At 62.4% G+C, this 14,223-nt stretch carries 13 protein-coding genes; 10 read left to right on the forward strand and 3 right to left on the reverse strand.

The annotated features are described in order from the left end of the window. Nucleotides 1–68: 68 nt before the first annotated feature. Nucleotides 69–2,852: a DNA polymerase I gene (gene polA / locus ACW9H9_RS13250; protein ID WP_457343644.1), complete on the forward strand. Its 2,784-nt coding sequence runs from the start codon at nucleotides 69–71 to the stop codon at nucleotides 2,850–2,852. Between the two features lie 263 nt (nucleotides 2,853–3,115). Here polA and yihA read toward each other — a convergent pair whose 3' ends face one another. Continuing rightward, a complete protein-coding gene (gene yihA, locus ACW9H9_RS13255) occupies nucleotides 3,116–3,760 on the reverse strand; it encodes a ribosome biogenesis GTP-binding protein YihA/YsxC (protein WP_457343645.1) in 645 nt (214 codons plus the stop codon). Between the two features lie 192 nt (nucleotides 3,761–3,952). Here yihA and ACW9H9_RS13260 point away from each other — a divergent pair, with 192 nt between their 5' ends. From ACW9H9_RS13260 to ACW9H9_RS13285, 6 genes are all read left to right on the forward strand, one after another. After that, on the forward strand, nucleotides 3,953–4,255 hold the full coding sequence (locus ACW9H9_RS13260; protein WP_457343646.1) for a c-type cytochrome: 303 nt from the start codon (nucleotides 3,953–3,955) through the stop codon (nucleotides 4,253–4,255). A 33-nt stretch (nucleotides 4,256–4,288) separates the two neighbouring features. Beyond that, a complete protein-coding gene (locus tag ACW9H9_RS13265) occupies nucleotides 4,289–4,894 on the forward strand; it encodes a c-type cytochrome (RefSeq protein ID WP_457343648.1) in 606 nt (201 codons plus the stop codon). A gap of 170 nt (nucleotides 4,895–5,064) precedes the next feature. Continuing rightward, nucleotides 5,065–5,700, forward strand: coding sequence for a thiol:disulfide interchange protein DsbA (gene dsbA / locus ACW9H9_RS13270; protein WP_457343649.1), 636 nt, complete (start codon nucleotides 5,065–5,067; stop codon nucleotides 5,698–5,700). A gap of 11 nt (nucleotides 5,701–5,711) precedes the next feature. Beyond that, entirely contained in the window at nucleotides 5,712–6,590 is an 879-nt protein-coding gene (locus ACW9H9_RS13275; RefSeq protein WP_457343650.1) for an endonuclease/exonuclease/phosphatase family protein, read from the forward strand. Beyond that, nucleotides 6,587–8,617, forward strand: coding sequence for a GGDEF domain-containing protein (locus ACW9H9_RS13280; protein WP_457343651.1), 2,031 nt, complete (start codon nucleotides 6,587–6,589; stop codon nucleotides 8,615–8,617). Before ACW9H9_RS13275 ends, ACW9H9_RS13280 begins: the two co-directional genes overlap by 4 nt. A 98-nt stretch (nucleotides 8,618–8,715) precedes the next feature. Continuing rightward, the gene (locus ACW9H9_RS13285; protein WP_457343652.1) at nucleotides 8,716–9,492 is read left to right on the forward strand and encodes an N-acetylmuramoyl-L-alanine amidase; all 777 of its coding nucleotides are present in this window, start codon (nucleotides 8,716–8,718) and stop codon (nucleotides 9,490–9,492) included. Between the two features lie 14 nt (nucleotides 9,493–9,506). Here ACW9H9_RS13285 and ACW9H9_RS13290 read toward each other — a convergent pair whose 3' ends face one another. Next, nucleotides 9,507–11,294, reverse strand: a complete 1,788-nt coding sequence (locus ACW9H9_RS13290) for a KinB sensor domain-containing domain (protein WP_457343653.1) — start codon at nucleotides 11,292–11,294, stop codon at nucleotides 9,507–9,509. Between the two features lie 10 nt (nucleotides 11,295–11,304). Then, nucleotides 11,305–12,651 carry a sigma-54-dependent response regulator transcription factor AlgB gene (gene algB, locus ACW9H9_RS13295; RefSeq protein WP_457343654.1) on the reverse strand — a complete coding sequence of 449 codons (1,347 nt, stop codon included), beginning with the start codon at nucleotides 12,649–12,651 and terminating at the stop codon, nucleotides 11,305–11,307. A gap of 391 nt (nucleotides 12,652–13,042) precedes the next feature. Between algB and ACW9H9_RS13300 the strand changes: the two genes are divergently transcribed. The 3 genes from ACW9H9_RS13300 to ACW9H9_RS13310 all read left to right on the forward strand — a co-directional run bounded on the left by ACW9H9_RS13300 (nucleotide 13,043) and on the right by ACW9H9_RS13310 (nucleotide 14,037). Further along, a complete protein-coding gene (locus ACW9H9_RS13300; protein WP_457343655.1) occupies nucleotides 13,043–13,324 on the forward strand; it encodes a hypothetical protein in 282 nt (93 codons plus the stop codon). Between the two features lie 78 nt (nucleotides 13,325–13,402). Further along, complete coding sequence (locus ACW9H9_RS13305; RefSeq protein ID WP_003170804.1) at nucleotides 13,403–13,567, forward strand: DUF1328 domain-containing protein; 165 nt, start codon at nucleotides 13,403–13,405, stop codon at nucleotides 13,565–13,567. Between the two features lie 2 nt (nucleotides 13,568–13,569). Then, nucleotides 13,570–14,037: an inhibitor of vertebrate lysozyme family protein gene (locus tag ACW9H9_RS13310; RefSeq protein ID WP_457343656.1), complete on the forward strand. Its 468-nt coding sequence runs from the start codon at nucleotides 13,570–13,572 to the stop codon at nucleotides 14,035–14,037. Nucleotides 14,038–14,223 lie beyond the last annotated feature (186 nt).

Raw genomic sequence — 14,223 nt, forward strand, 5'->3', positions numbered from 1 at the left:
CTTGTCCCTTTGTCGTCAATGGTCCGGCTATTCTAGCGCCTGACCCGCCGAAAAGGTTGATCCTGCTCATGAGCCAAGCCCCTCTCGTCCTGGTGGACGGTTCTTCATATCTGTACCGCGCCTTTCACGCACTGCCACCACTGACCACCTCCAAGGGCCTGCCCACGGGGGCGGTCAAGGGCGTGTTGAACATGCTCAAAAGCCTGCGCAAGCAGTACCCGGACAGCCCCTTCGCCGTGGTGTTCGACGCCAAGGGTGGGACATTTCGCGACGAGATGTACGCCGAATACAAGGCCAACCGCCCCAGCATGCCCGATGACATGCGCCTGCAAATCGAGCCGCTGCACCAGAGCGTGATCGCGCTGGGCTTCCCGCTGCTGTGCGTGGAGGGCGTGGAGGCCGACGATGTGATTGGCACCCTGGCCCGCAGCAGCGCGGCCGCCAGCCGACCGGTGGTGATTTCTACCGGTGACAAGGACATGGCGCAACTGGTGGACGGGCACATTACCTTGGTCAACACCATGACCGGTAGCGCGATGGACATCGAGGGCGTGAAGGAAAAGTTCGGCGTCGCTCCCGAGCAGATCATCGATTATCTGGCGCTGATGGGCGATTCGTCCGACAACATCCCGGGTGTTCCGGGCATTGGCCCCAAGACCGCTTCCGGCTTGCTGGTGGGCGTCAATGGCGGCCTTAAAGAGCTTTACGAGCAGCTCGACATCGTGCCGAGCCTGCCGATTCGCGGGGCCAAGACCTTGCCCGCCAAGCTGGCCGAGCACAAGGAGATGGCCTTTTTGTCTTACCGGCTGGCCACCATCAAGGTGGACGTGGCGCTGGACGTGGGCCTGGATGACCTGCACCTGATCGAGCCCGACCGCGAAAAACTGCTTGAGTTGTACACCTTGCTGGAATTCAAAAGCTGGCATGACGAAATCCAGCGCGACACCAAACGGGTCGAGCTCAAGGCTGCGCCGAGCGTTACGGTTGTTGACGCTGTGGTCGCAAGCGAGCCTGCCGAGGCGGCGTACGAAACCATCCTGGATCAGGCGCGATTCGACGTCTGGCTGCAAAAGCTCAACGACGCAAAACTGTTCGCCTTTGACACCGAAACCACCGGCATCGACGCCCAACAGGCGCAATTGGTGGGGGTATCGTTTGCCGTACAGGCCAATGAAGCGGCCTACATCCCCCTGACCCATTCCTACATCGGCGTGCCGGACCAACTGGACCGCGACACCGTGCTGCTGGCCCTCAAGCCGCTGCTCGAAGACCCGACCAAACTCAAGGTGGGCCAGCACGCCAAGTTCGACATGAACATCCTGGCCAACTGCGCCATCGGTGGCGACCCGGCGCAAGGTATCACCGTGCGGGGCATCGCCTTTGACACCATGCTCGAGTCCTACGTGCTCAACTCCACCGCCACCCGGCACGACATGGACAGCCTGGCAAAAAAATACCTGGACCACGACACTGTCAGCTTCCAGGACATCGCCGGTAAAGGCGCCAAGCAACTGACCTTCGACCAGATCCCGCTGGAGAAGGCTGGCCATTACGCCGCCGAAGATGCCGACGTGACCCTGCGCCTGCACCAGGCGTTGCACGCGCAACTGGCGGCGATTCCAAGCCTGGCGGGTGTGCTGACCGATATCGAAATACCGCTGGTGCCGGTGCTGGCGCGTATCGAGCGCCAGGGCGCGCTGGTGGACAAGGACCTGCTGGGCGTCCAGAGCATTGAGCTGGGCGACAAAATGGTCGAGCTGGAACGCCAGGCCTTCGAGATCGCCGGGGAGGAATTCAACCTGGGCTCGCCCAAGCAGCTGGGCGCGATCCTTTACGAAAAGCTGGGCCTGCCGGTGTTGAAAAAAACCGGCAAGGGCCAGGCCTCGACCGCCGAGGACGTGCTGGCCAAACTGGCCGAAGATGACTTTTTGCTGCCCAAGGTGCTGATGCAGTACCGCAGCATGAGCAAGCTCAAGAGCACTTACACCGACCGCCTGCCGGAGCAGATCAACCCGCGTACCGGGCGTATTCACACCTCGTATCACCAGGCGGTGACGGCGACCGGGCGTTTGTCCTCCAGCGACCCGAACCTGCAGAACATCCCGGTGCGCACCGCAGAAGGGCGGCGGATCCGCCAGGCGTTTATCGCGCCCAAGGGTTACAAGCTGTTGGCGGCGGACTATTCGCAGATCGAGCTGCGCATCATGGCGCACCTGTCCAAGGACGCGGGCTTGCTCAATGCCTTTCGCGACAACCTGGATGTGCACACGGCCACGGCGGCCGAGGTGTTCAAGGTTGAGCTGGGCGAGGTTACGTCCGACCAGCGGCGCAGCGCCAAGGCGATCAACTTCGGCTTGATCTACGGCATGGGCGCGCAAAAGCTGGGCAAGGACATCGGCGTGGACACCAAGACCGCCAAGGCCTACATCGACGTGTATTTCGCCCGTTACCCCGGGGTGCGCGAGTACATGGAGCGCACCCGCGCCCAGGCGTCCGATCAAGGCTATGTAGAGACGTTCTTCGGGCGCCGCCTGTACCTGCCGGACATCCACTCCAACAAACCGCAAGAGCGCGCCGCCGCCGAACGCACGGCCATCAACGCGCCGATGCAGGGCACCGCCGCCGACATCATCAAAAAAGCCATGGTGCAGGTGGACAACTGGCTCACCGACTCGGGCCTGGACGCCAAGGTCATCCTGCAGGTGCACGACGAACTGGTGCTGGAGGTGCGCGAGGACGTGGTGGAGCAAGTGAGTGCAAAAGTCTGCGAACACATGAGCGCCGCAGCGCAGCTGGATGTGCCGCTGCTGGTCGAGGTTGGCGTGGGCAATAACTGGGACGAGGCGCACTAAGCGCGGGGTACTGCCGTGGCAGGCGCTGCGGCAGGGCTTTAGAGCGCAATTGTCGGGCCGTTATTTCCAATAGTTTTTCGGGCGGCCCGGAACTTAACCTGTCAAACGTGACTCAGAGTTACTGAATGGGTGGTGAAGCCCTTCAATGCTCCTATGTTGTGTTAAGTGTTGGCAGATATCTGGGCCCCGCCCTAGCGGTCCAGACTTGAACCCCGAACTTCCTCTCCCCATACGAAGTCCGGGGTTTTTTTTGCCTGGCGTTTTTACTCGCCCCCGTCTTCGGCGCCCTTGTCGGCCAGTTCCATCCAGTCCGCCAGCACGGTGTAGGCCTCTTCCAGGCCCATGCGTTTGGGCGCGGAGAACAGCTGGATGGTGATTGCATCGCCCCAGCCCTTGCGGATCTCGGACTGCACCTTGAGCAGGGTGTTCTTGGCGGCGCCGTAGGTGAGCTTGTCGGCCTTGGTCAGCAAGACATGCATGGGCATGCCGCTGGCGACGGCCCAGTCGAGCATCAACAGGTCGAAATCGGTCATGGGATGACGGATGTCCATCATCAGAATCAAGCCCTTCAAACTCTCCCGGCTGCCCAGGTAAGCCTCCAGGTGACGCTGCCAGTGCTGCTTGAGCGGGATAGGCACTTTTGCATAACCGTAGCCCGGCAGGTCGACCAAGCGCCGATCATCGTCTAGCTTGAAGAAATTGAGCAACTGCGTGCGGCCCGGGGTTTTGGAGGTGCGCGCCAGGCTGGCGTGAGTCAGGGTGTTCAGCGCGCTGGACTTGCCGGCGTTGGAGCGGCCCGCAAAGGCCACTTCAAAGCCTTCGTCATCGGGGCATTGGTCGACTTTGGCGGCACTGAGCATGAAGGTGGACTGTTGGCACAGGCCGAGGATGGGATTCTTGAGTTGCATGAGTTTTCCGATGTGGGCGGTGCCGGGAACAGGTGCGGCAAGCGGTGTCGTTTCCGTTTCAGTAGCGCCAGTATATAATGCCGCAGATTTTGTGTGTGCTTTCTCCCAGCGAAGGATGAAGTTCATGGGAGCGATAGACCTTTATTGCGCATTAGAACGCAAAACGCTCTCAAACCCTGAAAAGGTCGATGTATGACCAAGTGGCTGCTAGCCGCCGGTGCCCTGATCCCCCTTTACGGTGCTCAGGCTACACAGGATCCGGAGGCTGTGTACAACCGCGTTTGCGCGGCCTGCCATGCCGGACAGCTGCCCACTGCCCCAAAGCGGGGTGATCAGGCCGCCTGGAAGCCAAGATTGGCGCAAGGTATGGACACGCTGGTGCAACACGTGACTCAGGGTTTCAAGGCGATGCCGCCGCGTGGTTTGTGCATGGACTGCAGTACCGAGGATTACCAGGCCATCATTGAACTGATGGTGAGTAAACCCGGTTTATAACTCTTAAACCCTTAGCCGTAGTTGGATTAGCTGATGAACAAACTGATCGTGAGTCTGCTGTTGACCCTGGGTATCACCGGTGTTGCACACGCTGCGGGCGACGCCACTGCCGGCCAGGCCAAGGCCGCCGTCTGTGGTGCCTGCCATGGCCCCGACGGCAACAGCCCGGCGCCCAACTTTCCGAAACTGGCGGGCCAGGGCGAGGGTTACCTGACCAAGCAGATGCACGACATCAAGGACGGCAAGCGCACGGTCTTGGAAATGACCGGCCTGTTGACCAACCTCAGCGACCAGGACCTGGCCGACATCGCGGCGTATTTTGCCAGCCAAAAAGGCAGCGTCGGCGCCGCCGATCCCAAGCTTGTGGCCCACGGTGAGGAGCTGTTTCGCGGTGGCAAGCTCGACCAGGGCATGCCCGCCTGCACCGGCTGCCACTCGCCCAATGGCGCGGGTAACGCCGCCGCCAAGTTCCCGCACCTGGGTGGCCAGCACGCGCAGTACACCGCCAAGCAGCTGACCGACTTTCGCGAAGGCAACCGCACCAACGACGGCGACGCGAAAATCATGCAGAGCATCACCGCCAAGCTCAGCAACAAGGATATCGAGGCAATTGCCAGCTATATTCAGGGCCTGCACTAAGCCGCCCCTGCGACGTTAACGCTCGATTAATCCGTCGATGCAAGCATAAAAAGGGTGGCCCTGGCCGCCCTTTTTTGCGGCCGCTGCCGTTACACTAACGAACTCACGCCCGCGCAGGCCTGTCTGAATAAAGGTCGCGTGAGGCGACTTTATTTGTCCAGGAGTAAAGCATGCGTAATCTGATCCTCAGCGCCGCTCTCGTCACCGCCAGTCTGTTCGGCATGACCGCCCAAGCTGCCGACGTGCCGCTTGAAGCCGGTAAAACCTACGTCGAACTGGCCAACCCCGTGCCGGTTTCCGTGCCGGGCAAGATCGAAGTGGTGGAGCTGTTCTGGTACGGCTGCCCGCATTGCTACGCGTTTGAACCCACCATCAACCCCTGGATCGAAAAACTGCCGGCAGACGTGAACTTCAAGCGCATCCCGGCAATGTTCGGCGGCCCTTGGGACGCCCACGGCCAGCTGTTTCTGACCCTTGAAGCCATGGGCGTGGAACACAAGGTCCACGACGCGGTGTTCAACGCCATCCAAAAAGAAGGCAAGCGCCTGACCAAACCTGACGAAATGGCTGACTTTGTCGCCACCCAAGGCGTGGACAAGGACAAGTTCCTGGCCACCTTCAACTCCTTCGCTATCCAGGGCCAGATCAAACAGGCCAAGGAACTGGCGCAGAAGTACGGCGTGCAGGGCGTTCCGACCATGATCGTCAACGGCAAATACCGTTTCGACCTGGGCACCTCCGGTGGTCCTGACGAAACCCTGAACGTGGCCGACCAGCTGATCGCCAAAGAGCGCGCAGCCAAGTAAAGGGGCCCGCCATGCGTCGCTGGGGGACTGAACGCGCCGTGGGCCTGCATGAACCGCAGGTCAACGCGCACCACCTGGATGCTACAGGCCTGACGGCAAACAGCCGGCTGCGCCTGCTCAGCTTCAATATCCAGGTGGGCATCAGCACCGAAAAATACCGGCATTACCTCACGCGTGGCTGGCAGCACCTGCTGCCCCACACCGGGCGCGCGGGCAACCTGCAGAAGATCGGCGACCTGATCGGCGACTTCGACCTGGTTGCCCTGCAGGAAGCCGACGGCGGCAGCCTGCGTTCGGGCTACGTCAACCAGGTCGAACACCTGGCCCATCTCGGCGCGTTTCCCTACTGGTATCAACAACTCAACCGCAACCTCGGCAAACTGGCCCAGCACAGCAATGGCGTGCTCAGCCGCTTGAAACCGTGGGCGATCGAGGATCACCCCTTGCCCGGCCCCAAGGGGCGCGGCGCCATCCTGCTGCGGTTCGGCGAAGGGCCCGACGCGCTGGTGGTGGTCATGATGCACCTGGCGCTCGGCGCCCGTACCCGCAGCCTGCAACTGGCGTACATCCGCGAGTTGATTGGCAACTACAAGCACCAGGTGTTGATGGGTGACATGAACACCCATGCCAACGACCTGCTGCAGAATTCGCCGTTGCGCGACCTCGGCCTGCTGGCGCCGCAAGTCGAAGCCACCTTTCCCAGCTGGCGGCCGCAACGTTGTCTTGACCACATCCTGCTCAGCCCCACCCTCACGCTTGAAAGCGTGCAGGTCCTGGCGCAGCCCATCTCCGATCACCTGCCCGTCGCGGTAGAGATTCGTCTGCCGGGCTCGCTCACGGCCGATGCATTGCCCGCGCTGAGCCCCGGCCCTCGCGGACCCCTTGCATGAGCAACGACGCCCAGCGTTGGAAAGAAAAATACCTCAAGAGCATCGAGCAACAAGACAAGCTCGAGCGCCGCTGGGCCGCCCGCCTCGACCTGCTGCGCCGCGGGTTGGTGCGCAGCACGCTGGCCGCTGAAGGGACCGACCGGGCCGTCGACCAATGCATGAAGGAAATGCGCGACGTGATCCGCACCGACGACATGGACGCCGCCCTCGCCGCCCTGTTGCCGCGCCTGGAAAAGGCCGTGCTCGACTCTGAGCAGCGCCGGGAAACCCGGGTCGATCAGATCAGCACCGCCCTTACCGCCCTGGTGGCCCAACTGCAAACCTTGCCCTTGCCGCGGGAAGTCAGCCGCCCGCTGAAGGCGTTTGCCAAGCAGTTGGACGGGCGGGTCAGCCAGGCCCGCGAGATCCCGCTGTTGCTGGGTGAACTGAGCGGCTTGCAAGGCCAGGCGTTGAAAAACCTCGAGGACCCGGACGAGCCGAATCGCCCCGGGTTGTTGCAGCGCCTGTTCGGCGGCAAGGACGTCTCGGCGGATACGCCGGTGCCTGGCCCTGCGGCGGCGCCAGCGCCGGTGGTCGCAGCGCAACCGGCGGCAGCGCCGCAACCCCGTCCCGAACCGGCTGAGCCGGTCGACGCCGTGCGCGCCGTTGCACCGCCCGTGCCTGCGGCTCCCGAGCGCAGCGCTGCGCTGCCGCCTGCGTCTGTCGCGACGCTGGAACCTGAACCTGAACCTGAACCTGTCGAGCCGCCAGCGGCCGAACCCGCTCCCGTGGTCGAGGACGAACCCGTCCCCGAAAGCGCCCTGGCCGCCATGGTCCAGGCCCCTGCGGTTGCGCCCGCCGAGCTGCAACCCACACTGATCGGCAGCCTGTCGCTGCCCCCGGTGCTGGCGGACGAATCGCCAGAAGAGCCGCCAGAAGAGCTGCAAGAACAACCGACCGCCGAAGAGGTGATCTACGCCCTGCCCGACAGCCCCGAGCCGTCCTACAGCTCGGTGGCCAAGCACATCGAAGACACCCTGCTCGGCCTGCTCGAAGATTTGTCCCTGCCCGAACGTCATCGCCCGCAAGCCCAGGCGATGCGTGAACGTCTGGCCCAGGGCATGAACTGGTATGAATTACTGCCCATCCTCGATGATCTGGCGGTGTTGATGCTGGCGATTACCGACAGCGGCCAGCACGAGTTCGAGGCGTATCTCAAGCAACTCAACGAGCGCCTGGAAGCCTTCCAGGGCAACTTGCAGGCGGCCAGCGACGGGCATGCCGACAGCCGCTCGGCGGCCCGGGCGCTGGACTCGCAGATCCGCGAACAGGTCGATGGCCTGCAAAGCAGCGTGCAGGACGCTGCAGACTTGGACGGCCTCAAGCACGTACTGGAAAGCCACCTGGAAGGGCTGCTGGGCACGATGGACGAGCACCAACACCAGCGCGACCAGCGCGAGCAGGCCGTGGCGGCGCGGCTCAAGGGCCTGGCCGAGCGTGTCGCTCACATGGAGCAGGAGGCCCAGGGCTATCGCGAGCACCTTGAGGTGCAGCGCCAGAAAGCCCTGATCGACCCGCTGACCGGCCTGCCCAACCGCGCCGCCTGGAGCGAGCGCCTGGAGTACGAAGTCAACGCCTGGCATCAGCATGGCAATCACCTGTCCCTGGCCATGTTGGACCTGGACCACTTCAAGCGCATCAACGACGGCTATGGCCACCTGGCGGGCGACAAGGTGTTGAAGATCATCGCGACGGTGCTGCGCAAACGCCTGCGTGGCACCGACTTCATTGCGCGGTTTGGCGGTGAAGAGTTTGTGCTGTTGATGCCCAACTCCTCCCTGGCGCAGGCGCAGGCGGTGGGCGAAACGCTGCGTGCGGCCATCGAGGCCTGCCCGTTCCACTTCAAGGGCGAGCCGGTGACCATCACCATTTCCATGGGCGTGGCGCAGTTTCAACTGGGGGAGCGCAGTGAACTGGCGCTCAAGCGTGCCGACGAGGCGCTTTACCGGGCCAAAGCCGCGGGACGCAACCAGGTGCAGGGCGCGTAAAGATGTACCATTTTGTATAAAAGGCCGCATTTGACCGCCCGTTGGCGAACGGTACGTTACACTGTTGCATTATCGTCTTCAGCGTACCCTCTTCTGCCATGAAATTTCTGTACTCAGCCTTCTTGTTCCTGATCCTCGCGGGCTGCGCCAGTGGCCCGCGGCTGGACACCAGCCACCCCTCGGCCAACCACGACAACCGGGTGCAATTTGTCATCGTGCACTACACCTCGACGTCGCTCGAGCGCTCCCTGGCCTTGTTGACCCACGGCCAGGTCAGCAGCCATTACCTGATCGGCGACGACGCCTCGGGCACCATCTACAAGCTGGTGGATGAAAGCCAGCGCGCCTGGCACGCCGGGGAAAGCGAGTGGATGGGCCGCACCTGGCTCAACTCCAGCTCCATCGGCATCGAGATCGTCAACCCCGGTTACCGTGACCTGCCCACCGGCCGCGTCTGGTATCCGTACACCGAAGCGCAGGTGCAGTCGCTGGTGGTGCTGCTCAAGGACATCAGCAAGCGTAACGGCATCGACCCGCGCAACATCATCGGCCACAGCGACATCGCCCCGCTGCGCAAGCTGGACCCGGGCCCGCTGTTTCCGTGGAAGCGCCTGGCAGACGAAGGCCTAGGCATATGGCCGGATGCAAAGGCCGTGGCGCGCTACACCCAGCAATACGCCAGCGATTTGCCCAGCATCAACTGGTTCCAGCAGGAATTGGCGAAACTGGGCTACCCCACCCCGCAAACCGGCGAACTGGACGTGGCCACGCGGCACGTGCTGGCCGCGTTCCAAATGCACTTCAGGGCGTCACTGTTTGACGGCACCCCCGATGCGCAAAGTGCGGCCATCTTGCGGGCACTCAATCGGGAGTAGGGGTGAGCGTGCCCCTACAGCGGCAACGCCATATAAAACTGCGTGCCCTGCCCCGGTCTTGAGTAGACCCCCATCCTTCCGCCGTGCAATTGCACGATTTCCTTGCACAGCGCCAGGCCCAGGCCGGCGCCGCCTTTTTTGCGACCGACCTGTACGAAGGGCTCGAAGATCCGGCCTTGCTGGCCATAGGCGATGCCCTCGCCGTTGTCTTCCACGCTCACAATCACCCGCTCGCCATGCCGCCGCGCTTGCAGGCGGATCTGCCCGCCCGCGGCCGTGTGCCGCAGGGCGTTGCCCAGCAGGTTGTCGAGCACCCGCTCCAGTTGCGCGCGGTCGGCGTGCAGTCGGGGCAGTTGGGGTTGTTCTTCCACCAGCAGTTCAATGTTCTGGGCATTGGCCTGCTCGGCGAAACGTGCGCGGGCGTGCTCCAGCAGGTCACTGATGTCACAGGGTGCCAAGGTGAGTTTTTGCAGGCCGTTCTGGTAGCGCGAGAAGTTGAGCAGGTCGTTGATCAACTGCATCAGGCGCTGCATTTCCTCATTCACCGTGCTCAGCAGGTCGGCTTCGCGCGATTCGGCGGGAAACTTCGCCCGCTCCTGAAACAGGCCGAACGCCATGTGCATCCCCGTGACGGGCGTGCGCAGTTCGTGGGAGGCGCGCAGCACAAACTCGGCGCGTACCCGCTCAAAGGCGCGCTGCTCGGTGACGTCATGCAGCACCATCACCGCGCCCAGGATATGCCCCTGGGTATGGCTCACCGGCGTCAGGCTGTACGTCAACAGGCGCAATTCGCCGTCGACTTCCACTTCCAGGTCCTCCGGCGCCCGCTCCAAGTTGCCCCCGCGCAAGATCAGGTGCAGCTGCTCGTCCAGTTCGGGACGGCCCATGGCGTCGCCCAACCCCTGGCCCAAGCGGTTATCGTCCCAGCCCAGCTGGCGCTGGGACACCGGGTTCAAGTGCTCCAGATGGCCCTGGCGGTCGATCATCAACAGGCCGTCGTCGATGCTGTCGAGCACCGCTTGCAGGCGCTGTTGCCCGGCCAGCAGTTCGTCGACGTTGGTGGCCTGGTGTTGGCGCAGCGCCTCGGCCATGTGCCCGAAACGCCGGGTCAGCAGGTTCATCTCGGCGGCCGACGAAATCGGCAGGGTCACTTCAAAGTTGCCCTGGCTGATCTTGTCGGCCGCCTTGGCCAGCGCTTCGATGGGGCCGCCAAAGCGCCGGGCAATGCCGTGGGCGGTGACGAACCCGATGATCAGCACCGCCAGCCCCACCAGCCCCAGCAGGCCTGCGTTCAACAATGCCCGCTCGCGGGACTGGTGCTCGGTGGCGTTGATGTTTTCCAGGGCTTTTTTGTGTTCGCCGATCAGGCCGTTGCGCAGGACGTTGAAGCGTTCGGTCAATTCCTCGTTGTTGCGCAGTTGCGGGGCCGCGTCCTGGCTTTTGTCGAAGGCTTGCACAAAGCTCAGGTAATCGGCCTTGGCCTGGGTAAACCCGCTGTTGGTCGCGTCCTCGTGCTCATGCTCGATACCTTGCTCCAGCAGGGCGAAATAGCGCTGCCGGGAGGCTTTGAGGGCCTGGGTGTCCGGCTGGTCGTCGAGCATCAGGATCAACTGGTCGCCCAGGGTCTGGCGCAGCTTGAGGCCCAGGTCCAGGGTGATGAAGTTGCTGCGAATCAGCGACTCCTGGGTCTTGGCCATTTGCATGACGCTGACCAGGCCCAGCAGCAACCCGAGCAAGGCCACGGTGATCAGGGCCGAGATGCTCAGGAACAACCGGGTGCGCAGTTTCATCGCAAGCTTCATAAGGTGCAGCTCACAGGTTGTATTGTTTGCGTTTGCGATACAGCGTCGAGGCATCGATGCCCAAGGTCCGTGCCGCCTGGTCGAGGGTGTCGCTGGTGGCCAGCACGGCGCCGATGTGTGCCTTTTCCAACTCGTCCAGGCTCAATGCCGCCCCGATACGCGGGGCATTGTTGGTGGGCTGTTCGGCCATGCCCAGGTGGCCGATTTCGACTTTTTCCTGCGGGCAAATGATGCTGGCCCGCTCCACCACGTTGCGCAGTTCGCGGATGTTGCCCGGCCAGCGGTAGTTGAGCAGCGCTTCACGGGCCTCGTCGCTGAACCCCCGGGCGGGGCGGGCGTATTCCTTGACGAAGCGCGCCAGGAAGCGGTCGGCCAGGGTCAGGATGTCTTCGCTGCGCTCGCGCAGCGGCGGCAGGTGCAGGGTGATGACGTTCAGGCGGTACAGCAGGTCTTCGCGAAAACGCCCTTCGCGCACCATGTCTTCCAGGTTCAGGTTGGTGGCCGCCAGGATGCGCACATCGGCGCGGCGCGTGACCGGATCGCCGACGCGTTCGTATTCCTTGTCCTGGATAAAACGCAGCAACTTGGGCTGCAACGTGAGCGGAAAATCGCCGATTTCATCGAGAAACAGCGTGCCGCCGTCCGCCTGGTTGACCCGGCCCAGGGTGCTTTCACTGGCGCCGGTAAACGCCCCGCGGCTGTGGCCGAACAACTCGCTTTCCATCAGCTCGGCGGTCAACGAGGGGCAGTTGATGGTGACGCAGGACTTTTTGGCCCGCTTGCTCCAGCCGTGGATCGCCCGCGCCAGCTCGCCCTTGCCGGTGCCGGACTCGCCCAGGATCAGGATGTTGGCGTCGGTGCCCGCCACCTGGCGTGCGGTCTCCAGCACCACCATCATGGCCGGGCTGTGGGAGTCGAGGCCGTCCTTGGGCTGGCGTACTTCGCCTTCCAGGGCTTCCAGGCGCGCCGAGAGTTGGCGCACTTCCAATTGCTTGGCGGTGGCCAGGCGCAGTTGGTCGGGGCTGCAGGGTTTGACCAGGTAATCGGCGGCGCCCGCCTGGATCGCGTCCACGGCGGTGTCGACGGCCGAATGGGCGGTGACGATCACCACGCGCATCCACGGTGCCTGAACGCGCATTTGCGCCAGTACATCCAGGCCGTTGTCTTCGCCCAGGCGCAGGTCCAAAAAACACAGGTCGAACACCTGGCGTTGCAGCAACGCATCGGCCTGGGCGGCGCTGTTGGCGGTGGCTACGGTGTAGCCTTCATCTTCCAGGCAGTAACGGAAGGTACGAAGGATCGCGGATTCGTCATCCACTAAAAGAATGCGGCCTTGAAGCTCCTTGGCTGATTCCATCTGTCCCGCGCTCCCTTAAGAAATGAGTGATGTGTATTAGTCCCGCAATAATCGGGCAAGTTGCATGGTTTATTCTGATCGATTAAAGCTGATGTCATACAGCTATCTGCGTAGGCGCCTACACCCACGCTGATTCCGGGCGTTTTCGCCCGATGTGCCCTTTCGGCAACCTACCCTCGCATTCGTCTCCCTCGACCCGACCACCGGCGATCGTGCATTTCGCACGGTGGATCGGGGTGCATCGTGCAGGATGCTCGTCAGTTTCCCTATCTAAAAATTATAACTTATTGATTTTATTGGTAATTATTTTGTAAAAAAACTGGCATGCGCTCTGCAATATCTCTCCCACGAGCCTCATGAACGAACAATCAGAATGCGGGAGAGAAACAGCATGACTCGCCAAAGCCTTGCCCAACTGCGTGTATCGCCACTGCGCCTTCAACAAGGGCTGTTCGCCAGCCTTGCCTTGACCGTGACGCTGATCGGCGGCCAACAACTGCACCGTTGGGAAGACAGCCGCCAGCCTGTTTCGCAGATTGAACGCCCCATGACGCAGCAAACCCATTTCCGCGCGGCAGGCAACGCCGCTGTCGCGGGCACCCCCACGTTCATCGTTGTCGACCAGGCCGTCACCACCGGTGACCTGCCCTACCAGGAACGTTGGGTGTTCTAGGCATGACCCGGTTGCCCGTACCGGGCAGCCGTAACGCTGCACTGCTGTTACCTCTCTAAACGCGTAAGGAGAATCACCATGTTGAGTTGGGCTATCACATTTCTGATCATCGCCATCGTGGCCGCTGTGCTGGGCTTTGGTGGTATCGCGGGCACCGCCACAGGGATTGCCAAGATCTTGTTCGTGGTGTTTTTGGTGATGTTTATCGCCTCCTTCTTCTTTGGCCGTCGCGGTCGAGGCTGAGCATGCGTAATTCTTTCCTGAAAACCTTTGCCGCCGCCCTGCTGCTGGGCGGCAGCGGCCTGGTAATGGCGGCCAATGACGGCCAGACCCGGGCCAACGAGTTATTGAGCGCCGACCCGCAGTACCGCAGCACGTGGCAAGGCGTGGTCAAGAAGGAAGAGCGCCTGCCCGAGTGGGTGATGAACCTGTCTGGCAGTGCCGAGCAAATGACGGCGGTTGAAGAAGACGGCGACAAGTACCTGGTGGGGCCGCTCTGCGAAACCGCCGACAGCTGCTTGAACCAGCGCCTGATCGTTGCCGTGAGTTTCGACAAAAAGGACGCCTACGCCATGTTGGTGCAAGTGCCTGCCGGGTTGCCGGCCGACAAATCACCTACGCGACATGCCGACTACCGCTTCCTCGGCAAGCCGAATGAAGGCATGCAAAAGCTGCTGATGGAGCAGCTCAAGAAAGACCCGAATTGGTACTAGGTTCCGTCTGACGGGGCTTTTGTCCATAGAAAGGAGCCCGTTGCTTCTTTCTGTTTGCGCCGCTCGCCAAGAGGGGTGCATGACCAGGGGGCCGGGTTGTTCTGATCGGTGTGGATCGGCACGACCTACGGGTACAGGGAGTACCTGCGCAAGGGCCGGGTCAGGTGCAAAAGCTGCGACGCAAGT

Source organism: Pseudomonas sp. SDO5215_S409, assembly GCF_054071325.1.